Origin of the sequence: Pseudomonas sp. DR 5-09 (assembly GCF_001655595.1) — a bacterium.
GTDB classification, from domain to species: Bacteria; Pseudomonadota; Gammaproteobacteria; order Pseudomonadales; family Pseudomonadaceae; genus Aquipseudomonas; species Aquipseudomonas pharyngis.
Window position 1 is genome coordinate 5,485,098 of the sequence record NZ_CP011566.1, and the last position, 21,476, is coordinate 5,506,573.

Annotated in this window: 22 protein-coding genes; 6 read left to right on the forward strand and 16 right to left on the reverse strand. The window is 60.1% G+C overall.

The genetic code is table 11. The annotated features are described in order from the left end of the window. Positions 1-26: 26 nt before the first annotated feature. On the forward strand, positions 27-581 hold the full coding sequence (locus PDR5_RS24660; protein WP_064599523.1) for a GspH/FimT family pseudopilin: 555 nt from the start codon (positions 27-29) through the stop codon (positions 579-581). On the opposite strand, the gene ispH is transcribed toward PDR5_RS24660, so the two are convergent. The 6 genes from ispH to murJ all read right to left on the reverse strand — a co-directional run bounded on the left by ispH (position 553) and on the right by murJ (position 8,054). Further along, a complete protein-coding gene (gene ispH / locus PDR5_RS24665) occupies positions 553-1,497 on the reverse strand; it encodes a 4-hydroxy-3-methylbut-2-enyl diphosphate reductase (protein WP_064599525.1) in 945 nt (314 codons plus the stop codon). The genes PDR5_RS24660 and ispH overlap by 29 nt on opposite strands. A gap of 155 nt (positions 1,498-1,652) precedes the next feature. After that, positions 1,653-2,090 carry an FKBP-type peptidyl-prolyl cis-trans isomerase gene (gene fkpB, locus PDR5_RS24670; RefSeq protein WP_170928297.1) on the reverse strand — a complete coding sequence of 146 codons (438 nt, stop codon included), beginning with the start codon at positions 2,088-2,090 and terminating at the stop codon, positions 1,653-1,655. A 7-nt stretch (positions 2,091-2,097) separates the two neighbouring features. Beyond that, positions 2,098-2,610, reverse strand: a complete 513-nt coding sequence (lspA, locus tag PDR5_RS24675; protein WP_064118729.1) for a signal peptidase II — start codon at positions 2,608-2,610, stop codon at positions 2,098-2,100. Then, positions 2,603-5,434 (reverse strand): isoleucine--tRNA ligase, encoded by a 2,832-nt coding sequence (gene ileS, locus PDR5_RS24680; protein WP_064599527.1) that lies wholly within the window; start codon positions 5,432-5,434, stop codon positions 2,603-2,605. Before ileS ends, lspA begins: the two co-directional genes overlap by 8 nt. Positions 5,435-5,447: 13 nt before the next feature. Then, positions 5,448-6,386 carry a bifunctional riboflavin kinase/FAD synthetase gene (gene ribF / locus PDR5_RS24685; protein ID WP_007959537.1) on the reverse strand — a complete coding sequence of 313 codons (939 nt, stop codon included), beginning with the start codon at positions 6,384-6,386 and terminating at the stop codon, positions 5,448-5,450. 129 nt (positions 6,387-6,515) lie between these two features. Further along, a complete protein-coding gene (gene murJ, locus PDR5_RS24690) occupies positions 6,516-8,054 on the reverse strand; it encodes a murein biosynthesis integral membrane protein MurJ (RefSeq protein ID WP_064599529.1) in 1,539 nt (512 codons plus the stop codon). A gap of 252 nt (positions 8,055-8,306) precedes the next feature. On the opposite strand from murJ, the gene rpsT reads away from it, so the two are divergent. Then, positions 8,307-8,579 (forward strand): 30S ribosomal protein S20, encoded by a 273-nt coding sequence (rpsT, locus tag PDR5_RS24695; RefSeq protein WP_003228351.1) that lies wholly within the window; start codon positions 8,307-8,309, stop codon positions 8,577-8,579. Between the two features lie 125 nt (positions 8,580-8,704). On the opposite strand, the gene PDR5_RS24700 is transcribed toward rpsT, so the two are convergent. From PDR5_RS24700 to rplU, 5 genes are all read right to left on the reverse strand, one after another. Then, positions 8,705-9,169 (reverse strand): CreA family protein, encoded by a 465-nt coding sequence (locus tag PDR5_RS24700; RefSeq protein WP_064599531.1) that lies wholly within the window; start codon positions 9,167-9,169, stop codon positions 8,705-8,707. Between the two features lie 11 nt (positions 9,170-9,180). Then, positions 9,181-10,299 carry a glutamate 5-kinase gene (proB, locus tag PDR5_RS24705; protein WP_039771715.1) on the reverse strand — a complete coding sequence of 373 codons (1,119 nt, stop codon included), beginning with the start codon at positions 10,297-10,299 and terminating at the stop codon, positions 9,181-9,183. Between the two features lie 137 nt (positions 10,300-10,436). Next, positions 10,437-11,660 (reverse strand): Obg family GTPase CgtA, encoded by a 1,224-nt coding sequence (gene cgtA, locus PDR5_RS24710; protein ID WP_064599533.1) that lies wholly within the window; start codon positions 11,658-11,660, stop codon positions 10,437-10,439. A gap of 193 nt (positions 11,661-11,853) precedes the next feature. Then, positions 11,854-12,111, reverse strand: coding sequence for a 50S ribosomal protein L27 (gene rpmA / locus PDR5_RS24715; RefSeq protein WP_003228360.1), 258 nt, complete (start codon positions 12,109-12,111; stop codon positions 11,854-11,856). A 35-nt stretch (positions 12,112-12,146) separates the two neighbouring features. After that, positions 12,147-12,458 (reverse strand): 50S ribosomal protein L21, encoded by a 312-nt coding sequence (gene rplU, locus PDR5_RS24720; protein WP_003228361.1) that lies wholly within the window; start codon positions 12,456-12,458, stop codon positions 12,147-12,149. Positions 12,459-12,699: 241 nt separating this feature from the next. Between rplU and PDR5_RS24725 the strand changes: the two genes are divergently transcribed. The 3 genes from PDR5_RS24725 (at position 12,700) to PDR5_RS24735 (ending at position 14,599) form a co-directional block, all read left to right on the forward strand. Beyond that, a complete protein-coding gene (locus PDR5_RS24725; protein WP_007950962.1) occupies positions 12,700-13,668 on the forward strand; it encodes a polyprenyl synthetase family protein in 969 nt (322 codons plus the stop codon). Positions 13,669-13,793: 125 nt separating this feature from the next. Continuing rightward, positions 13,794-14,135, forward strand: a complete 342-nt coding sequence (locus PDR5_RS24730) for a zinc ribbon domain-containing protein YjdM (protein ID WP_007950963.1) — start codon at positions 13,794-13,796, stop codon at positions 14,133-14,135. A gap of 206 nt (positions 14,136-14,341) precedes the next feature. Continuing rightward, positions 14,342-14,599 carry a PA4570 family protein gene (locus PDR5_RS24735; protein ID WP_007950964.1) on the forward strand — a complete coding sequence of 86 codons (258 nt, stop codon included), beginning with the start codon at positions 14,342-14,344 and terminating at the stop codon, positions 14,597-14,599. A gap of 49 nt (positions 14,600-14,648) precedes the next feature. Here PDR5_RS24735 and PDR5_RS24740 read toward each other — a convergent pair whose 3' ends face one another. The 3 genes from PDR5_RS24740 to PDR5_RS24750 all read right to left on the reverse strand — a co-directional run bounded on the left by PDR5_RS24740 (position 14,649) and on the right by PDR5_RS24750 (position 16,322). After that, complete coding sequence (locus tag PDR5_RS24740) at positions 14,649-15,266, reverse strand: FKBP-type peptidyl-prolyl cis-trans isomerase (RefSeq protein WP_064599535.1); 618 nt, start codon at positions 15,264-15,266, stop codon at positions 14,649-14,651. A gap of 126 nt (positions 15,267-15,392) precedes the next feature. Beyond that, positions 15,393-15,698, reverse strand: a complete 306-nt coding sequence (locus tag PDR5_RS24745; protein ID WP_064599536.1) for a DUF6482 family protein — start codon at positions 15,696-15,698, stop codon at positions 15,393-15,395. 135 nt (positions 15,699-15,833) lie between these two features. After that, positions 15,834-16,322: a TIGR00645 family protein gene (locus tag PDR5_RS24750; RefSeq protein ID WP_007950967.1), complete on the reverse strand. Its 489-nt coding sequence runs from the start codon at positions 16,320-16,322 to the stop codon at positions 15,834-15,836. 162 nt (positions 16,323-16,484) lie between these two features. On the opposite strand from PDR5_RS24750, the gene PDR5_RS24755 reads away from it, so the two are divergent. Continuing rightward, positions 16,485-18,314, forward strand: coding sequence for a hypothetical protein (locus PDR5_RS24755; RefSeq protein WP_064599538.1), 1,830 nt, complete (start codon positions 16,485-16,487; stop codon positions 18,312-18,314). A gap of 21 nt (positions 18,315-18,335) precedes the next feature. On the opposite strand, the gene PDR5_RS24760 is transcribed toward PDR5_RS24755, so the two are convergent. Then, positions 18,336-18,665, reverse strand: a complete 330-nt coding sequence (locus PDR5_RS24760; protein WP_007950969.1) for a PA4575 family protein — start codon at positions 18,663-18,665, stop codon at positions 18,336-18,338. A gap of 243 nt (positions 18,666-18,908) precedes the next feature. Beyond that, positions 18,909-21,347, reverse strand: coding sequence for a Lon protease family protein (locus tag PDR5_RS24765; RefSeq protein WP_064599543.1), 2,439 nt, complete (start codon positions 21,345-21,347; stop codon positions 18,909-18,911). Positions 21,348-21,476: the final 129 nt, after the last annotated feature.

Consider the following 21,476-nt stretch of genomic DNA (forward strand, 5'->3'; position numbering starts at 1 on the left):
GTGCACAATCCAGGGAGGAGGCGCACATGCCGCAACAGGGTTTCAGTCTGGTCGAACTGCTTATGGGACTGGCGATCGGCGCAATTGTTCTGTCGCTGGTCAGTCCGGCGCTGGCGGACTTCACCGAATCAAACCGGCGGCAGCAGGCCGCGCAGTCTTTGCTCGACGGGATTCGTAATGCCCGGAGCATGGCCATCACGCGCAACCAGAGTGTGGTGATTCATGGCATCAACGGTGACTGGGGTCAGGGCTGGCGGATCATCCTGGATCTCAATGGAAAGGGGTCGGCGGATGCGGGTAATCCATTGCTGATCGAGCAGGCGAATGACGGAAAGATACCGATTGTCGGCAACTGGTTGGTGAGCCGGTACATTCGGTTCAGCAGCCTGGGCCAGCCACTGGTGCCGGACCGGAAGTTTCAGGCGGGGACGATACATCTATGTTCGGCTCGTGAACCGGTCAGCCAGCTTCAGGTGGTGCTGGCGGCGACCGGTCGCGTACGCCTGGCCAGCCAAAAGGCTGAACAGGCGTTGTGCCGAAAGGATAAAGCGATCAGATCGAACGGACGCGCAACTCTTTAGGCATCGAGAACGTGATGTTCTCCTCACGCCCGGCCAGTTCGTCGGCGCCGGTGGCGCCCCAGGCCTGCAACTGCTGGATCACGCCACGTACCAGAACTTCCGGGGCGGAGGCGCCGGCAGTGATGCCGATACGCTCGACTCCGTCGAACCAGCTCTTCTGCAGGTCTTCGGCGCCATCGATCAGGTAGGCCGGCGTGGACATGCGTTCGGCCAGCTCACGCAGGCGGTTGGAGTTGGAACTGTTCGGACTGCCCACCACCAACACCACATCGCATTCGTCAGCCAGTTGCTTGACCGCGTCCTGACGGTTCTGGGTGGCGTAGCAGATATCGTCCTTGCGCGGCCCGCCAATGGCCGGGAAACGCGTACGCAGCGCATCGATGACACGGCTGGTGTCATCCATGGACAACGTGGTCTGGGTGACAAAGGCGAGCTTGTCGGGGTTGCGCACCTGCAACTCGGCGACATCCTTCTCGTCTTCGACGAGGTAGATCGCGCCGCCATTGCTGGCGTCGTACTGGCCCATGGTGCCTTCGACTTCCGGGTGACCGGCGTGGCCGATCAGGATGCATTCACGGCCGTCGCGGCTGTATTTCGCGACTTCGATGTGCACCTTGGTCACCAGCGGGCAGGTGGCGTCGAACACTTTCAGGCCACGGCCGGCGGCTTCGCTACGCACAGCTTGCGAGACGCCGTGGGCACTGAAAATCACGATGACATCGTCCGGCACCTGATCCAGCTCTTCGACGAAGATCGCGCCACGACTGCGCAGGTCTTCGACCACGAACTTGTTGTGCACCACTTCATGACGCACATAGATCGGCGGCCCGAAGACTTCCAGGGCGCGGTTGACGATTTCGATCGCCCGGTCCACGCCGGCGCAGAAGCCACGGGGGTTGGCGAGTTTGATTTGCATGCTGTGCCTCGTGTCTTGCGCGCAAGAAAATGGATCATTGCAATCCCTGTGGGAGCGGGCTTGCTCGCGAAAGCGGTGTGCCAGACAACTTTTATGTTGAATGTCAGTCAGCATTCGCGAGCAAGCCCGCTCCCACAGGGGTTCTGCTGTGTTACTCAGAGCGCTTTGACGGAGAAGATTTCCACGTCAAAGGTCAGCGTCTTGCCTGCCAGCGGGTGGTTGAAGTCAACGGTCACTTGCGCGTCGTCGAACTCTTTCACCACACCCGGCAGCTCAGTATTGGCCGCATCGTTGAAGATCACCAGCAGCCCCGGCGACAGTTCCATGTCCGCAAACTGCGAACGCGGGATGATCTGTACGTTTTGCGGGTTCGGCTGGCCGAAGGCGTTTTCCGGCTCGACGGTCAGGGTACGCTTGTCGCCGGCCTTGAAGCCGAACAGCGCCGCCTCGAAACCCGGCAGCAGGTTGCCGTCGCCGACCTTGAAGGTCGCAGGGGCTTTGTCGAAAGTGCTGTCGACCGTGTCGCCGTTCTCCAGGCGCAATGCAAAGTGCAAGGTGACTTCCGTGTTCTGGCCGATGCGTTGCTCAGCCAATACCTGTTCAGTCATGAACGGCTTCTCCGGTTTTTTTACTTTTGAACATGTCCAGTGCCAGCATCACCGCACCAACGGTGATGGCGCTGTCGGCGAAGTTGAACGCCGGGAAGTACCAGCGGTTCTGCCAGTGCACCAGAATGAAGTCGATCACATGGCCCAGGGCAATGCGGTCATAAAGGTTGCCCAGTGCGCCGCCCAGCACCAGCGCCAGCGCGATGGCCAGCCAGGTTTCGTTGCGCCCCAGACGCTTGAGCCAGACCACCAGCACCGCACTGACCACAATCGCGATCAGCGCGAACAGCCAGCGCTGCCAGCCGGAGCTGTCCGCGAGGAAGCTGAAGGCAGCGCCGGTGTTGTAGGCCAGGGTCCAGCTGAAGTAATCAGGGATGATCACGATCTGCTGGAACATCTCGAGCTTGCCTTCGAAGTAGAACTTGCTGGCCTGGTCGATGACCAGAACCAGCAAGCTCAACCAGAGCCAGCTCAGCCGTCCGAAACGGCCAACGGCATTAGGCATAGTGACGAACCTCGCCGGCGCCATCGATGTTGTCCACGCAACGGCCGCAGATTTCCGGATGCTCCGGGTTCACGCCGACATCTTCGCGACAGTGCCAGCAACGGGCACATTTCGGGAAGGCGGATTTGACGATCTTCAGCTTCAGGCCGCTGACTTCGGTGGCCACGGCGTCGGCCGGAGCCTGCACGAACGGCGCAACAGTGGCAGTCGAGGTGATCAGGACAAAGCGCAGCTCGTTGCTCAGTTTGGCCAGGTCGGCAGTCAGCGCGTCTTCGGCAAACAGCGTCACTTCGGCTTGCAGATTGCCACCGACGGCCTTGGCCGCGCGCTGGATTTCCATCTCTTTGTTGACCGCCACCTTCACTTCCATGATGCGATCCCAGTACTCGCGACCCAGCTCGAAGCCTTCCGGCAACTCGGTCAGGCCTTCGTACCAGGTGTTGAGCATCACCGATTCGTTGCGCTCGCCCGGCAGGTATTGCCACAGCTCGTCGGCGGTGAACGCCAGGATCGGCGCGATCCAGCGCACCAGCGCTTCGGAGATGTGGAACAGCGCGGTCTGGCACGAACGACGGGCCTTGCTGTCGGCGCCGGTGGTGTACTGGCGGTCCTTGATGATGTCCAGGTAGAAACCACCCAGCTCCTGCACGCAGAAGTTGTGGATCTTCGAGTAGACGTTCCAGAAACGGTATTCGCCGTAGTGCTCTTGCAGCTCGCGTTGCAGCAGCAGCGTACGGTCCACCGCCCAGCGATCCAGCGCCAGCATGTCTTCGGCCGGCAGCAGATCGGTGGCCGGGTCGAAGCCGGTCAGGTTGGAAAGCAGGAAACGCGCGGTGTTACGAATACGACGATAGGCGTCCGCGCTGCGCTGCAGGATCTGCTCGGACACGGCCATTTCGCCAGAGTAGTCGGTCGACGCAACCCACAGACGCATGATGTCGGCGCCCAGGGTGTCGTTGACTTTCTGCGGCGCGATCACGTTGCCCAGGGACTTGGACATCTTGCGGCCGGACTCGTCCACGGTGAAGCCGTGGGTCAGCAGCTCGCGGTACGGCGCGTGGTTGTCGATGGCGCAACCGGTCAGCAGAGACGAATGGAACCAGCCACGGTGCTGGTCCGAACCTTCCAGGTAAAGGTCGGCACGCGGACCGGTCTCGTGGCCCATCGGGTGCGAACCGCGCAGGACGTGCCAGTGGGTGGTGCCCGAGTCGAACCAGACATCGAGGGTGTCGCTGATCTTGTCGTACTGCGGCGCTTCATCGCCCAGCAGTTCGGCCGCGTCGAGTTTGAACCAGGCTTCGATGCCTTCGACTTCAACGCGCTTGGCGACTTCTTCCATCAGCTCGACGGTACGTGGGTGCAGTTCACCGCTTTCCTTGTTCAGGAAGAACGGGATCGGCACGCCCCAGTTGCGCTGACGGGAGATGCACCAATCCGGACGGTTGGCGATCATCGAGTGCAGGCGCGCCTGGCCCCAGGCCGGAACGAACTTGGTGTCTTCGATGGCTTTGAGCGAGCGTACGCGCAGGGTGTCGCCGCTGACTGGCTCCTTGTCCATGCCGATGAACCACTGCGCGGTGGCGCGGTAGATCAGCGGGGTCTTGTGGCGCCAGCAGTGCATGTAGCTGTGTTCGATGACGGTGGTGTGCAGCAGCGCACCGACTTCGGTCAGTTTTTCGACGATGGCCGGGTTGGCCTTCCAGATGAACTGGCCGCCGAAGAATTCCAGCGACGGCACGTAGACGCCGTTGCTCTGTACCGGGTTGAGGATGTCGTCGTTGACCATGCCGTATTTCTTGCAGGTCACGAAGTCGTCCACGCCGTAGGCCGGCGCGGAGTGAACCACGCCGGTGCCGGCGCCCAGTTCCACGTAGTCGGCCAGGTACACCGGCGACAGACGGTCATAGAACGGGTGACGGAAATTGATCAGTTCCAGCGCCGAACCCGGTGCGGTGGCCAATACGGTGCCTTCGACGCCGTAACGGGTCAGACAGGATTCGACCAGCTCTTCAGCCAGCACCAGCAGCTTGTCGCCGATGTCGACCAGGGCGTAGGTGAATTCCGGATGAACGTTGAGCGCCTGGTTGGCCGGGATGGTCCACGGGGTGGTGGTCCAGATCACGATCGAGGCCGGTTTGCCCAGCGACGGCAGACCGAATGCGGCGGCCAGTTTGGCCTCGTCAGCGATCGGGAACGCTACGTCGATGGTCGAGGACTTCTTGTTCTCGTACTCGACTTCCGCTTCGGCCAGGGCCGAACCGCAATCGAAGCACCAGTTCACCGGTTTCAAGCCCTTGAACACGAAACCGCCCTTGACGATTTCGGCGAGGGCGCGGATTTCACCGGCCTCGTTCTTGAAGTTCATGGTCTTGTACGGATTGGCGAAGTCGCCCAGGACGCCGAGGCGGATGAACTCGGTCTTCTGCCCTTCGATCTGTTCGGTGGCGTAGGCACGGCACAGTTCGCGAGTCTTGTCCGCGCCCAGGTTCTTGCCGTGGGTCACTTCGACCTTGTGCTCGATCGGCAGGCCGTGGCAATCCCAGCCCGGGACATACGGCGCGTCGAAGCCCGACAGGGTCTTCGAGCGGATGATCATGTCCTTGAGAATCTTGTTCAGTGCGTGACCGATGTGAATCGTACCGTTGGCGTACGGAGGGCCGTCGTGCAGGACGAACTTCGGACGATCCTTGCCAATCTCGCGCAACTTTCCGTACAGGCCAATACTGTCCCAGCGCTGCAGGATCTGCGGTTCGCGCTGTGGCAGGCCGGCCTTCATTGGGAAGGCGGTGTCCGGAAGGTTTAGCGTGGCTTTATAGTCGGTCATTTAAGGCTCTTCATTAGCGATGGGCGCTAGGTGCGGCTAGTGCACGGGCGGCGGCGACATCCGCGCTGATCGCCGTTTTCAATGCCTCCAGGGAGGCGAAACGCTGCTCTTCACGCAGCTTCTGGTGGAAAACCACCGTCAAACGCCGGTCATACAGATCGCCGGCAAAATCTAAAAGATGGACTTCAAGGTGGGCCTTGCCATCACCTTGGACCGTGGGCCGAACGCCGATATTGGCGACGCCGGGCCAGGTCTTGCCGTCGATGTCGACGTCGACCAGGTAAACCCCGGTGAACGGCACGCGACGGCGTTTCAGTTGAATGTTCGCCGTGGGCGTACCCAACTGCCGGGCCAGTTTCTGGCCATGCAGCACGCGACCGGCAATCCGGTACGGGCGGCCGAGCAGACGCTCAGCCAAAGCAAAATCGGCGGCGGCCAACGCGTTGCGCACCTGAGTGCTGCTGACACGAATGCCGTCCAGCTCGACGGTTTGCGCGGCTTCGACGGTAAAACCGTGAACCTGGCCGGCCTGCAACAGGAAATCGAAATCGCCGAGGCGGTCGCAACCGAAGCGGAAATCATCACCGACCTCCAGATGCTGCACGCCGAGGCCATCGACCAGGATGGTATCGACGAACTCGCTGGCGCTGAGCTTGCTCAAGCGCTGGTTGAAGGCCAGACACAAGACCCGGTCGACACCTTCAGCGGCCAGCAGTTGCAGCTTGTCGCGCAACCGGGCGAGACGCGCCGGCGCGGTCTCCGGGGCAAAGAATTCCCGTGGCTGCGGCTCGAAAATTACCACGCAGCTGGGTACGCCCAACTCGAGCGCACGCTCACGCAGTCGGGCCAGGATGGCCTGGTGACCACGGTGAACACCGTCAAAGTTGCCAATAGTGGCGACGCAGCCCCGATGCTGGGGGCGCAGATTGTGGAGGCCTCGAACCAGCTGCATAACGCGCTTCTTGCTCATAAAGTGGCCGATTATAACCACACCCGACGGCCGACGACAGGCAACACCGTAACCCAAAGTGATCGAGCCGACAAAACTGCCGGCTCGCGCCCGTCTTTCAGGGGTGAAACCTCAGCTCAACGCCTTGCGATTGAAGTCGCGCAGGCGGAAACCGAGCAGCAGCAACATGCCGAAATAGGCGACCACGCCAGCAATCACCAACGCGCCCAGACGCAGGAAGCGCTCCAGCATGTGACCCTGATCCCACGCGGGCATGAAATGCATGCCGATCAACAGCACGGCCGACATCACCGCCACCGCAACCACCAGCTTGAAACCGAACTTCAGCCAGCCCGGCTGTGGTTGATACATCTGTTGCTTGCGCAGTTGATAGAACAGCAGCCCGGCGTTCAGGCAGGCACCGGCGCTGATAGCCAACGCCAGACCGGCGTGGGCCAGCGGACCGATCAACACCAGGTTGAACAGCTGCGTCACCACCAGGGTGAAGATTGCGATTTTTACCGGTGTCCGGATGTTCTGTTGCGCATAAAAGCCAGGCGCCAACACTTTGATCACGATAATGCCGAGCAGACCGACAGAATAGGCAATCAATGCCCGCTGCGTCATCTGCGCGTCAAAGCCGCTGAACTGGCCGTACTGGAACAGCGAAACGGTTAACGGTTCTGCCAGGATACCCAGCGCCAGCGCACACGGCAGTACCAGCACGAAGCACAGCCGCAGGCCCCAGTCGAGAATCCGCGAATATTCGTGGCGATCCTTGCTCGCATAGGTCTTGGCCAATGTCGGCAGCAGGATCGTGCCCAGCGCCACACCGAGCACACCGGACGGCAGCTCCATCAGACGGTCGGCGTAATACATCCACGACACCGAGCCCGCCACCAGGAACGAGGCGAAAATAGTGTTGATGATCAGGGAAATCTGGCTGACCGAGACGCCGATGATAGCCGGCAACATCTGCTTCATGACCCGCCAGACACCGGTATCGCGCAGATTCAGGCGCGGCAGTACCAGCATGCCGATCTTTCTCAGGTGCGGCAGTTGATAGAGCAGCTGCGCGAGGCCACCGACCAGCACCGCCCAGCCAAGGGCCATGACCGGCGGATCGAAGTACGGCGTCAGGAACAGCGAAAACACGATCATGCTGACGTTGAGAAGGGTCGGCACGAATGCCGGCACCGAGAAACGGTTCCAGGTATTGAGGATCGCCCCCGCCAGGGAAGACAGGGAGATCAGCAATATATAAGGGAAGGTCACTCGCAGCAGGTCGGAGGTCAGCTGGAATTTTTCCGGGGTATCGGTGAAACCCGGCGCTGTGGCCCAGATCACCCAGGGCGCGGCAATCATGCCCAGCGCGGTGACCAGCGCCAGCACCAGCGTCAGCAGACCGGAAACGTAGGCAATAAAGGTGCGCGTCGCCTCTTCGCCCTTCTGGCTTTTATATTCGGCCAGGATAGGCACAAAAGCCTGGGAAAATGCGCCCTCGGCGAAAATCCTGCGCAGCAGGTTGGGCAGTTTGAAGGCGATGAAGAAGGCGTCGGTCGCCATTCCGGCGCCGAAGGTGCGGGCGATGAGCGTGTCGCGAACAAACCCGAGAATCCGGGAAAGCATCGTGATAGAGCTGACGGCGGCCAACGATTTGAGCAGATTCATTGAAGGAATGTGTGCCTGTCGATAAACAGCAGGCGAATAACGCGCCCACTTGTGCGATACTCCGCGCCGCAACAGCACAGAGCCAAAGCTCGCGAGTTTACAGGTCACACGCCGGAAAGAAATATCCCGTCGCACCACGCCTACCACTTAGCGGAACGTTTCAAGCGCCCTTGACAAGACTTCAACTCATCGGCATGATTCGCGGCCTATTTTGTTTGCTATTTCCTAAAAAGTCTTTCGAGGAGCTCGACGGTGGCCAACTCACCTTCCGCCAAAAAACGTGCAAAACAGGCTGAGAAGCGTCGCAGCCACAACGCCAGCCTGCGTTCCATGGTTCGTACCTACATCAAGAATGTAGTTAAAGCCATCGACGCAAAAGACGCTGAAAAAGCTCAAGCTGCATACGTTCTGGCTGTGCCAGTTATCGACCGCATGGCCGATAAAGGCATCATCCACAAGAACAAGGCTGCTCGTCATAAGAGCCGTCTGAATGGCCACGTCAAGGCACTGAAAGAAGCTGCCTAAGCGACGTAGTCATTAAAAAACCGACCTCAGGGTCGGTTTTTTATTGCCTGCGATTTGCTGAAATCAAGACCCAAAAAAGAGGAGCCAATCGGCTTGCCAATCGACTCCTCTTTTTTTACGCGTGATTAATGAGCTGACGCCCACGGCAGAATCGGGATCGCCGTCACCGCATTCTGCGGGCTACCCTCGATCAGACGATCACTGTAGACCAGATAGACCAGCGTATTGCGCTTCTTGTCGAGGAAGCGCACCACCTGCATGGTCTTGAACACCAGCGAAGTGCGCTCCTTGAAAACCTCTTCACCATCCTTCAACTCGCCCCTGAAGTTGATCGGCCCGACCTGGCGGCAAGCAATGGACGCCTCGGCACGATCCTCGGCCAGACCCAACCCACCCTTCACACCACCGGTCTTGGCGCGCGACAGGTAGCAGGTCACACCCTCAACCTTCGGGTCATCGAACGCCTCGACCACAATCCGGTCGTTCGGCCCGACAAACTTGAACACCGTCGACACCTGGCCGATTTCCTCGGCCGAGGCCAGCAATGGCAACACCACCAGCAAGCCCAACAATCCTTTTGCCATACGCATCGCGTTTTTCCTTACACCAGAATCAGGTTGTCACGGTGAACCAGTTCCGGCTCAGCCATGTAACCCAGCAAACCGACAATCGCATCCGACGACTGACCGATGATTTTTTGTGCTTCCAGCGCGCTGTAGTTGGCCAGGCCACGGGCAATCTCTCGACCGTCCGGCGCCACGCACACCACCATTTCGCCGCGACGGAAACTGCCCTGAACCAGTTTGACGCCGACCGGCAGCAGGCTTTTATTGCCCTGAGACAGAGCGGAAACCGCGCCATCATCCAGCACCAGCGTGCCACGGGTTTGCAGATGACCGGCCAGCCACTGCTTGCGCGCCGCGAGCATGCCGCGCTCAGGCGACAGCAGCGTACCGATGCGCTCACCCGCCTTCAGGCGATCGAGCACGCGCTCCAGACGCCCGCCGACAATGATGGTGTGCGCCCCGGAACGCGCCGCCAGACGCGCCGCGCGCAGCTTGGTCTGCATGCCGCCACGCCCCAGCGCACCACCGGTACCGCCCGCCACCGCATCCAGCGTCGGATCATCGGCGCGCGCTTCGTAAATCAGCTGGGCATCAGGGTTATTGCGCGGATCGGCGTCGAACATACCGTCGCGATCCGTCAGGATCACCAGCAGATCGGCCTCGACCAGGTTGGCCACCAACGCTGCAAGCGTGTCGTTGTCGCCGAAGCGGATTTCGTCGGTGACCACAGTGTCGTTCTCGTTGATCACCGGGATGACTTTCAGCTCGACCAGCGCGCGCAAGGTGCTGCGGGCGTTCAGGTAGCGCTTGCGGTCGGACAGGTCGTCGTGAGTCAGGAGAATCTGCGCGGTGTGCCGACCATGCTCGGCAAAGCTCGATTCCCAGGCTTGCACCAGGCCCATCTGACCGATTGCTGCGGCGGCCTGGAGCTCGTGCATCGCACTGGGTCGCGCAGTCCAGCCCAGGCGACTCATGCCCGCCGCCACTGCCCCGGAGGACACCAGCACCAGCTCGACGCCAGCCTCGTGCAAAGCCACCATCTGCTCGACCCAGACACTCATTGCCGCGCGATCCAGCCCTTTGCCATCCGCTGTCAGCAAAGCGCTGCCGATCTTCACGACCCAACGCTGCGCACCTGTCACCTTGCTCCGCATCATCTTCAACCTTAGCTTGAGGGCAGCGCGACGTGGCACTGCCCGTGACGTTATTCGTGGTTCTTCGTGACCAACAATCGATTTCCAGATACTAAAACGCCGCTCGATTGAGCGGCGCTTAAGTTTACTGCAACGAATCAGTCACGCACGTAAATGATTTCCGGACCGTCTTCGTCATCCACATCTTCTTCGTCCCAGTCATCGTCGCCGATGTCATGGACCGACTTCACGCCGCTGCGACGCAGGGCACGCTTGTCATCCAGCGCCTGCAACTGCGCACGGGCTTCGTCTTCGATGCGCTGATCGAGATCGGCCAGCTCTTCCTTGTAGGCCGGGTCATTGGCCAAGCGATCGGCACGATCTTCCAGATAACGCATGATGTCGCGCGTCAGGCGCTCGGTGCCTTCTTTGGCGATGGCCGAGATCACGTAGACCGGACCGGTCCACTCCAGACGATCGACGATTTCCTTGACCCGCGCTTCGTGCTCTTCTTCGAGGATCTGGTCGCACTTGTTCAGCACCAGCCAGCGATCACGCTCGGCCAGCGACGGGCTGAACTTGATCAGCTCGTTGACGATCACTTCAGCGGCGTCCGGAGCGCTGCTTTCATCCAGTGGCGCCATGTCGACGAGGTGCAGCAACAGACGGGTACGCGCCAGGTGCTTGAGGAAACGAATACCCAGGCCAGCACCGTCGGAAGCGCCTTCGATCAGACCCGGAATGTCGGCGATGACGAAGCTTTTCCAGCGATCGACGCTGACCACACCGAGGTTCGGCACCAGGGTGGTAAACGGGTAATCGGCAACTTTCGGCTTGGCAGCCGACACCGAGCGGATAAAGGTACTTTTACCGGCGTTCGGCAGACCGAGCAGACCGACGTCGGCCAGCACTTTCATTTCCAGTTTCAGGTCGCGCTGCTCGCCCGGCTTGCCCGGCGTGGTCTGGCGCGGCGCACGGTTGGTACTGGATTTGAAACGGGTGTTACCCAGACCGTGCCAGCCGCCCTGCACCACCATCAGCTTCTGACCGGCCTTGGTCAGGTCGCCGATGACTTCCTGGGTGGCGGAGTCGATCACGGTGGTGCCGACCGGCACGCGCAGGATCAGGTCGTCACCCTTCTTGCCGGTGCAGTCGGTGCTGCCGCCGTTGGAGCCACGCTCGGCATCGAAGTGCCGGGTGTAACGGTAGTCCACCAGGGTGTTGAGGTTTTCGTCGGCCATCATGTAGATGGAACCGCCGTCACCGCCATCACCACCGTTCGGGCCGCCGTTTTCAATGAATTTTTCCCGACGGAAACTCATGCAGCCATTGCCGCCGTCGCCAGCCTTTACGCGGATCGATACTTCATCAACAAACTTCATAACCAACGCCTCTCGCCGTACGGACGAGCCGAAAAACAATCAAGACATAAGACTCTTGCAAAAATGAGCGCAGCGACCCCAATCCACGACCTGCATCGCACGCCGGCAGCCCATACAAACAGCTTTGCAAGAGACTCACCCCACAAACGAAAAAGCCCCGTCGCAAGACAGGGCTTCTCCAGCACTCTCGCAGTTAGGCTGCGACAACGCTCACGTAACGACGACCGAAGGCGCCTTTTACTTCAAACTTGATCACGCCTTCGATTTTCGCGAAGAGGGTGTGATCTTTACCCATGCCAACGCCGTAACCAGCGTGGAATTGGGTGCCGCGCTGACGCACGATGATGTTGCCGGCCTTGATGACCTGGCCGCCATACATCTTCACGCCAAGGCGTTTGGCTTCTGAGTCGCGACCGTTACGGGTACTACCACCAGCTTTTTTGTGTGCCATGAGTTCAATTCTCCTAGTGAGGAATTAGGCTGTAATTAAGCCTGAATACCGGTGATTTTGATCTCGGTGAACCACTGGCGGTGGCCCATACGCTTCATGTGGTGCTTACGGCGACGGAACTTGATGATGCGGACTTTATCGTGACGACCTTGGGAGATCACTTCAGCCTTGACGGTTGCGCCAGCAACAACAGGTGCGCCGATGTTCACGTCGTCGCCGTTGGCGACCAACAGAACGCGGTCAAAAGTCACGGATTCGCCAGTGGCGACTTCCAGTTTTTCGATCTTCAGGTATTCACCTTCAGCGACCTTGTATTGCTTACCGCCGGTAACGATTACTGCGTACATGGTATTTCTCCGATAATCCTGCTCACCCAGCTCTTTATAAGAAGAGGTATTGGCTGGCATGGCTGCATGGGGCTGGAACGGCCCAAGTGCAATTGCGTAAGGCAGGTGCTGCCCAGGAAGTTCAGGGTGCGCGATTGTACGCAAGCCTTCGAAGTCATGCAAGGGGCCGTCCATCGCGCCTTGACAGGCCCGGACGTGGGTCCTAGCATGCCGCGCAACCCTTCTGGAGCACCTGTCGCTGATGCAACCCCAAGCTTTCTACCGCGCGGTGGCGGACGATTTTAGCGCCGTCGACGGCATCATCAAGAAGCAGCTGACTTCCCGAGTGCCGCTGGTATCGAAAATCGGCGATTACATCACGTCGGCCGGCGGCAAACGCCTGCGTCCTTTATTGGTGCTGCTGTGTGGCAAGGCCCTGGGTCGCGAAGGCGACGACATGCGCCTGCTGGCCGCCACCATCGAATTCCTGCACACCGCCACCCTGCTGCATGACGACGTGGTCGACATGTCCGGCATGCGCCGTGGCCGCTCCACCGCCAACGCCATGTGGGGCAACGCCCCGAGCGTACTGGTCGGCGATTTCCTGTACTCGCGTTCGTTCGAGATGATGGTCGAACTGGGCTCGATGCCGGTGATGAAGATCCTGTCCCAGGCCACGCGCATCATCGCCGAAGGCGAAGTGCTGCAGCTGTCCAAGGTTCGCGACGCCAGCACCACCGAAGAAACCTACATGGAAGTCATCCGCGGCAAGACCGCGATGCTCTTCGAGGCTTCGACCCACAGTGCCGCGGCGCTGGCCGGTGCCACCGCCGAGCAGAGCGAAGCCCTGCGCACCTTCGGCGATCACCTGGGCGTGGCGTTCCAGCTCGTCGACGACCTGCTCGACTACAAGGGCGACGCCGAAACCCTGGGCAAGAACGTCGGTGACGATCTGGCCGAAGGCAAGCCGACCCTGCCGCTGATCTACACCATGCGCGAAGGCACGCCAGAGCAAGCCGCACTGGTACGCCAGGCGATCCAGAAAGGCGGGATCGAAGACCTGGAAAGCATCCGCATCGCCGTGGAAGCCTCCGGTTCGCTGGAATACACAGCGCAACTGGCCCGTGATTACGTGGCCCGTGCGATCAAGTGCCTCGACGCGCTGCCGGCCAGCGAATACCGCGATGCGCTGGTTGAGCTGAGCGAGTTCGCGGTCGCCCGCACGCACTGATCAGCATCGCGTCATCTAAAAACCGCAGCCTCCGTTGGAGCCTGCGGTTTTTTGTTGCCTGCCATCGGCGGCTAAAACCCTATACAATGTGCGACTTTTAGCGATCCCCTCTCCAAGGAGCCTTAGTGAGCACGTTGCCACCCTGCCCGAAATGCAATTCCGAATACACCTACGAAGACGGCACCCAACTGGTGTGCCCGGAGTGCGCCCACGAGTGGTCTGCCGGCGGTGAAGCCGAAGTGGCGTCCGATGACGCCGTGAAGAAAGATTCGGTCGGTAACGTCCTGCAGGACGGCGACACCATCACCGTGATCAAGGACCTGAAGGTCAAGGGCACCTCGCTGGTGGTCAAGGTCGGCACCAAGGTCAAGAACATCCGCCTGTGCGATGGCGATCACGACATCGACTGCAAGATCGACGGCATCGGCCCGATGAAACTCAAATCCGAGTTCGTCAGAAAAGTCTGAGTCTGCTGTCTTCCATCCCGCGCCCGCCGTGGGATGGAGCTTCGCCCTCCCCCGCAATCCCCAACAAATCCTCGCAATAGCCAAACGCCAGCCGTTTTGACCTTACGCAATCTTTACCCGCAAAAAATCACAAACCGCCAATAGGCGCTTGCTATTTGACGAATAAGAATTATTCTCATTGAAACCTTTCAATGGAGATGAGACCCATGACTTATTTGATCGACGCCTGGCTGGATCGCCCGCATCCGTACCTCAGGATCCTGCATCGGGAAACCGGTGAAGTCTGTGCCGTACTGGAAGAAGAAGCCCTGCATGAACTGCAGGATCAAGGGGATCTGGATGTCAGCGGCCTGAGTTCCAGCGAGCCATTGGTGCTCAAGGAGCTGGTGCGCAATCTGTTCCTGTTCTGCTATGCCCGGGCCTTGCGCCCGACCAGTGAACTGCACAACAAAATCGAAGTATGAGAACGGCGAGGAAACCCTGCACAAGCCACGCTTGTGCAGGGTAACGGGATTACAGAACGTCGAGCAGCTCGACGTCGAACACCAGAACGCTGTGCGGCGGGATGCTGCCAACGCCTTGAGCGCCGTAAGCCAGTTCGCTCGGCACGTACAGACGCCATTTGCTGCCGGCATTCATCACTTGCAGGGCTTCGGTCCAGCCAGCGATAACGCCGCCAACCGGGAATTCAGCCGGCTGGCCACGCTCGTAGGAGCTGTCGAACACAGTGCCGTCGATCAGCGTGCCGTGGTAGTGAGTACGCACGGTGTCTTCACGGGATGGCTTGGCGCCTTCGCCCTGCGTCAGCACTTCGAATTGCAGACCGGAGGCCAGGGTGGTGATGCCTTCTTTCTTGGCGTTTTCAGCCAGGAATGCCAGGCCTTCGCCAGCAGCGGCTTCAGCCTTTGCAGCGGCTTCGGCTTGCATGATCTCGCGGATCACCTTGAAGCTGGCGGACATGGCTTCCTGACTTACACGGCTTTCCTTACCGGCGAACGCGTCGGTCAGACCGGCCAGGATGGCGTCCAGGCTGACACCCGGTGGCGGGTTGTCGCGCAACTGGTCACCCAACTGACGGCCAATACCGTAGCTGACGCGGGTTTCGTCGGTGGACAGATTTACTTCGGACATGACACTGCTCCGCTGTGCGGACGGCCTCAGGACCTGCCGTGCGTACACAGCGCGTCCCGGCGCGCCCGGATCCAAAAGGGCGAGAAGACTAGCACAGATGTTCCGGCATTGATCAGGCCCCAGGGCCTACAGCGCGGATCGCCAAGCCAGCGGCACCTTCAGGCTTTCTTCGCCACTGGCGCCAAGACCGCACATTTCATCGTGCACCGAGGTGTGCACCAGGTTGAACGGCAGCACCGGAAAGTTATGCAGCACATCCCGGGCATGCTCGACCGAACGCAGCGTCAGCATATTCCCCTGCGGATCGCTCAGCGGATACGCCGCGCCATGCATCCGGGCCTCCAGCAGATAGATCCCGCCTTCCATGGAGATCAGGTTCAGTTCGTCGACCTTTCTGGCGACGGCAAACGCATTCAACTCTTGCAGGTTCATGAACGCACCTCACGCGGTGACGAGCCTTGAGACCTACAGGGATATGCCTCGGCGGATCAAAGCACAAGCCACAAACGACACCGCCCGTCTGTTTCGCAACAGACGGGCGGTTTTGTTACAGCAATCGTCAGCTCATCAGTGCTTGGTGAGCTTGTCCAGATAACCCATGGCAAACGCCGAGATCACGAAGGTCATGTGGATGATCACGTACCACATCAGGTGCTCGGGATCGACGTTCTTGGCATCCATGAAGATCCGCAGCAGATGGATCGAAGAGATTGCAACGATCGACGCCGCCACTTTCATCTTCAGCGACGAGGAGTCCATGGTGCCCAGCCAGCTGAGCTTTTCCTTGCCTTCATCGATGTTCAGCTCGGAGACGAAGTTCTCGTAGCCGGAAATCATCACCATCACCAGCAAGCCGCCGACCAGCGCCATGTCGATCAGCGACAGCAGCACCAGAATCAGCTCGGACTCGGCCATGGAGAAAACGTTGGGAATGACATGAAACACTTCCTGGAAGAATTTCAATGCCAGCGCCAGCAGCCCCAGGGACAGCCCGATGTAGATCGGCGCCAGCAGCCAGCGCGTGGCGTACATTGCATTTTCGATAAAGCGTTCCATTGACTCTCACACAAGAAGGGTTGAAATCGGCGGCGAGTATACCAGCCGCCCATGACAGCCAGAAACCGCCCGGAAATCCGCCACCTGCGTGTGTGTGTCAAAGTTTTTCTGCTAGTGTCCAAACCATTGACAGCCCAGCGACAGTGCACAGGAAGACGGGAAATGGATGTGCGATTGCCGATAACGACTGCCGGAATTTGCTTTGCCCTGTTGCTTGGCGGGTGTTCGCCCGGCGATGAAAAGCCTGCCGTCAGTCTTGAAGAAAAGACCGCGCAGTTCGAGCAGTCGCTGGACGCCATCACCGACCCCAAACTCAAGGACGCCGTGACCGAACTCGGCGGTTCGCTGCTGTTGCTCGAACGCGCGCAACAGAAGCTCGACAACAAACCGTCCATTACCGAATACGGCGAAGACGCCCTCGGCGTGCTCAGGCACTACCCCACGCCGCAGACGCTGGTCGATACCTTCATCAACGGCCTGTTCGTGCTGCACAAGGATTCCAGTTCCGATTACCTCACCGATCTGCAACCGGTGTTCCCCTTCAATCTCAACATCCCCGGCGGCTTTCTGTTCCCCCATGGCGTGGAGTGGCACTCGGTGACCCTGAGCAACAAACGGGTGATTGCCTATCAACCGGAATGGTCGGAAACCGATCCGGGCATTCAGCTCAGTCCTTCCAGCTCCAACGTCACCAACCCCGATGACCTGACTGTCACTTACCCGTTCATCGAGGGTTTGAATGTCGACAAGAAGAACCTGCCGCGCCCGGTCAGCCTGCAAGGCCAGGTGGAAGTCATCGTCCCGAAACGCCTGCACAGTTTCAATCTGGATAAAAAGGACGTCGGCCAGACCCGCTCCGATGGCAACCTCAGCGTGACCTTGCTGAAACTGGACACACACTACGCCGAACTCGAGTTCAGCAACCAACTGCCGCTCGCCCCGGAAGTCGCCAATACCCGGCTCAATCCGTTGATCGTCCAGGCCCGCGATTCGACGGGCCAGTTTCTGGTGCGCGCCGGCGCCATCAATGAAAACCCCGAGCAGGTGGCGTTCTATCAAAAGCAGCTGGCCTACCTGCAACAGCAAAAAGCCTGGAGCGAGACGCTGGAAAAAAAGCTGGACGATGAACAACAGGCCTTTGAACAGCAGCATCCGCGCCACTACAACAAGGTGTACTTCAACGGCCCGATCGACACCCTCGAAGTCAGCCTGCTGGATTTTTCCGAAGCAACCGTCACCCGCAAGGCGCTGGATTTGCCCGTGCGCGAATTCGATCCGCACACCACGGAAAAAACCGTGCAGCCGCTCGACCTGCCGATCACCGTCTACGATGACCTCGCGCCCGACTGGCTCAAGGGCGCGTCCCTGACTGAAGAACAGCTGAAAAGCGGCGTTCATATCCGTCAGTCGGTTGAAGAGCCGAGCGCCGCGCGCATCGAATTCGACCACCGTAAAACCTTCAACGATGAAATGATCGGCGACGACTTCAGCCCCGGCGAAAGCCCGGTGACGTTCTTCACTGAAAAACACAATGGCAAACTCGACGAGCCGATCGAACTGCCGCCCGAGGCGTATCAGGTCGACCCGCTGCAGGCGACCATCACCTACGACCTGAACCTGTTCCCGGAAACCCCGGCGATTGCCGTCGGCTCGATGCCGTTGTTCCTGGCCACGGTGGACAAACAGGCTTATGAAGCCAAGGCCCTGCCTAAAGGTCTGGAAATCAGGAACAACGCGTTGGTGGTGGATTTGAAGCGATTCCCCGCCAACGAATGGCGATTCTTCGTCAAGGACGACAGCGGTCATTACCTGAAGCGGATTCTGTCGGTCAGCCACGACGTGAGCACGGAAGGGCCGGCGTTATTCGGCGTGCATTATTTCTACGGCCGTCCGACGCACGTTGAAACCTACCAGCGAACCGACCTCGCCACCGTGCAATACGGCTTTGAGGTCAAACTCGACAAGGCGCAGACCCAGGGCGCTGCGCCCTGATCGGCGCTGATGATCGGCACTCTAGTGATCGAAAGTGCCGATGCTGCGTCCGCGTCCACCGTTGATCTGCCGTAACTGCGCCTGCAGATGCAACGACCAGATCTGTGGATCATTGGCCAGTTCATAGCCGTGCATCGTCAGGCTTTCAACGATGGTGTCGAGAATCGACTCGGCGGCGATCGGTCCGTGGAACGGGCCCTGGGCCTTGATGGCGGAAGGTTGTTCACCGGCCATGCCGGCGGCGAAGAGCAACGTCCACATGCCGTTATCGCCGGCCAAAGGCTTGATGGCGCATTCGATACGGGTCACGAGACCCAGGCACTGACGGGTGAGGCAGAGGTTGCGCGACATGGCGGCGACCCTCGGTAAAGCCGGTGTTCAGCCCTTGCTGAAGAGCTGTTTCGATCCAGTGATACTGTCGATGTCCTTGAGCAGAGAATAGAAGAAAAGTCCGCCGCGCAAGCCGCACAGAACCAGAAGGCGCCGAATGGTCATTGTGTGAATATTGACGCCAGACTGATGGCACTTTTGCCGACGTTCGCGACGAAACAAAAACGGGAGCACAAGGCTCCCGTTTTTTTATGGCTGCCTGGCTTACGCCGGTTTGGCCTCGGCCAGCGCCTCCTGCGCCAGTTCCTTTTCGGCCTCTTTCAGATCCTCTTCACTGATCATCTCGGCAATCACCCGCAGGCGCTCCACCACCCGCGCATTGACGCTGCCTTCCGGGAATTCGCCCTGTTCGTTCGGCTCACCGGCCGGCTCGCCCACCAGCAGGCTCAACGCTTCGTCGGCCTGACGCACCGCGTAAACGTGGAACTGCCCGGCACGCACCGCCGCCAATACTTTTTCATCAAGCATCAGCGTGGCAACGTTGGCCTGCGGAATGATCGCGCCCTGCTCGCCCGTCAGCCCGCGCGCTTCGCAGAGACGGAAGAAGCCTTCGATCTTCTCGTTGACCCCGCCCACCGCCTGCACTTCGCCGAACTGGTTGATCGAGCCGGTGATCGCGAAGCATTGCTTGAGCGGGGTTTTCGACAACGCCGAAATCAGTGTGCACGCCTCGCCCAGCGACGCACTGTCGCCATCAACGTAGCCGTAGGATTGCTCCAGCGCGATGCTCGCGGAAATCGCCAGCGGGAATTCCTGGGCGTAACGGCTGCCCAGATACCCGGTGAGGATCATCACGCCCTTGGAGTGGATTGGCTGACCGAGATTGACCTCGCGCTCGATGTCGACGATGCCGCTGCCGCCCGGGTACACCGTGGCGGAAATCCGCGCCGGCACGCCGAACGCCGAGTCGCCGACTTCGAGCACGGTCAGGCCGTTGCACTTGCCGACTGCGGCGCCGTCGGTGTCGATCAGAATGATCCCCGCCAGCATGTCGTCGAGAATCCGCGCCGACACCCGGCCGGTGCGGGTGGCCTTGGCCTTCAGGGCACGCTCGATGTGGCCGGCGTCGGTCATTTCATCGTTGGCCAGATGCCGGATGAAATCCGCCTCGCTGACCAGCTGGAACAGATCGCCGATCCGCGCCGACAAGCGCCCCTGATGCTCGGCCAGTCGCGCGCTGTAGGTCGCCAGGCGCGCCACCGCGTCGGCGGTCAGCGGCGCCATGCCTTCTTCCGAAGTACGGGTTTTCAGCAACTGGGCGAACTGCTCCAGGCTTTCGTCGACCATCGGGATGTCTTCGTCGAAGTCCACCAGAACGCGGAACATCTCCTGGAAGTCCGGATCGAGGTCCTGCAGCGTGTAATACAGCTGACGCGCGCCGATGATGATCACTTTGACCTGCAACGGAATGTGCTGCGGGTTGAGCGTCATGGTGGCGAAACGGCCCATCTCGCCCAGCGGCGACTCCATCTTCAGCTTGCGCGATTGCAGGGCGCGCTTGAGCGCATCCCAGACAAACGGCTCGCCGAGCATTTTTTCCGCTTCAAGAATCAGGAAACCACCGTTGGCGCGGTGCAACGCACCCGGACGCAACTGGCGATAGGTCGTGTAGAGCGCGCCCTGATCGGTGGTGTACTCGATGCGGCCGAACAGGTTTTCGTAGGTCGGATGCGGCTCGAAGACCACCGGCGCACCGCCGCTGGCCGGATGGCCGACCACCAGGCTCGGCGCATATTGCTCTTCCAGCAGCTTGCGCGCGACGGCGTCGGTCTTGCTGTCATCGACCAGTTGCTCGACCACGGTTTTCAGCAGATAGACCTGCATCGCTTGCAGGTAACCGCAGACGGCCGCATTTTCCGCGTACTTTTCCGACAGCGGTGCGAGCAAGGGCTGCAAGGCCAGGGTGATGGTTTCTTCGTTGAGCTGACGCAGCTGGTTGCTCGACTCGCGCTTCCATTGCGGCAGGCTGGCGAGCTCTTCGTTCAGGCGCTCTTCGAGGCCGGAGATGTCGTCATGAAAACGCTCGCGTTCGGCCTCCGGCAACTGGGCGAACTCGGCTTCATCCAGCGCCTTGCCTTCAAGCATCGGGGTGAAGGCGATGTTGCTGCTGTCGCGGTACAGGGCGACGTCTTTTTCCAAAGCCAGACGTTCGATGACGTCCAGCGCCTTGTCGTAGCGCTGGTTGAAGGCGCGGTCGATGGCGCTTTTCTTCTGCTGGTAGGACGGGTGCTCGAACACCGCAGGAAAGGTCGCCAGCAGGTTGTCGATGAGGCCGTTGATGTCGCCGATGAAAGCAGCGGCGCTGCCCGATGGCAGCTCCAAAGCGCGGGGTTCGCGCGGCTCATCGAAATTGTTGACGTAGACCCAGTCCGCCGGGGTCTGCAGGCGTTTGCCTTCGGCCTTCAGGTAGCGTTTGACGAACGAGAAACGGCCGGTGCCGGGCTCGCCCATGACAAATACGTTGTAACCGGGGCGTGGCATGGCCACACCGAACTGCAAGGCTTCGACCGCACGTTCCTGGCCGAGCACACCGCGAAAGGGCTCCAGATCATTGGTGGTAGTGAAGCTGAACTGTTCAGCGGAAAACGGACGGGTCAGCGCTTCGGGCGCTAGACGCAAGCTGGCAGCAACAGGATCAGGCATCGGGCTTCCTTAACAATCAGGCGGGGCAGATAGCGGCATTCTGGCGCTGCCCGAGCCTCACTGGCAAGGCGCGCCACACGACAAAGCATAGACAACCACCCTGCACGCGGCGGCGCCTCGTGAAACCGG